Genomic DNA, 413 nt, shown 5'->3' on the forward strand with positions numbered 1-413 from the left:
GAGTAATATTTTGATTGTAAATGGCGCAAAACAGTTTGCACATTCAAATGGTGAATTAAACGATACCTTGACCACTTTAGCTGAACACGTATTATCTGATTTAGGGCATAACGTTAAAATCACTCGTACAGATTCATCTTATGATGCTCAGGAAGAAGTAGAAAAATACCTTTGGGCAGATACCGTGATTTATCAAATGCCAGGATGGTGGATGGGCGCACCGTGGACAATGAAAAAGTATATTGATGATGTATTTACCACTGGTCATGGAAGCTGATATGCTTGCATATGCTCTGTTTGTAAGTGAGCATTAAGATGCTCAATACTTTCCCATTTTTCAAGCATGACAATCAAATCAGCATCCTGAGTTTGATAATTCACATCGACATTGGCATCAACTAAAAGCTGATAGC

2 protein-coding genes are annotated in these 413 nt (G+C 37.8%); one reads left to right on the forward strand and one right to left on the reverse strand.

What is annotated here, in order from left to right; all coding sequences use genetic code 11:
- Positions 1-277, forward strand: a 277-nt coding sequence (locus FLQ44_RS11410) for an NAD(P)H-dependent oxidoreductase (protein WP_439144926.1), incomplete at its 5' end; no start/stop codon positions are given.
- Here the strand turns inward: FLQ44_RS11410 and FLQ44_RS24930 are convergent.
- The gene (locus FLQ44_RS24930) at positions 265-345 is read right to left on the reverse strand and encodes an antibiotic biosynthesis monooxygenase (protein ID WP_369126608.1); all 81 of its coding nucleotides are present in this window, start codon (positions 343-345) and stop codon (positions 265-267) included. The genes FLQ44_RS11410 and FLQ44_RS24930 overlap by 13 nt on opposite strands.
- Positions 346-413: the final 68 nt, after the last annotated feature.

The sequence above is a fragment of the Vogesella mureinivorans genome (genome assembly GCF_007644035.1).
Classification (GTDB): domain Bacteria; phylum Pseudomonadota; class Gammaproteobacteria; order Burkholderiales; family Chromobacteriaceae; genus Vogesella; species Vogesella mureinivorans.

Coding starts and splice junctions, on each gene's coding strand:
- FLQ44_RS24930 (WP_369126608.1), bottom strand. CDS start 345: ATGCTTGAAAAATGGGAAAGTATTGAGCATCTTAATGCTCACTTACAA.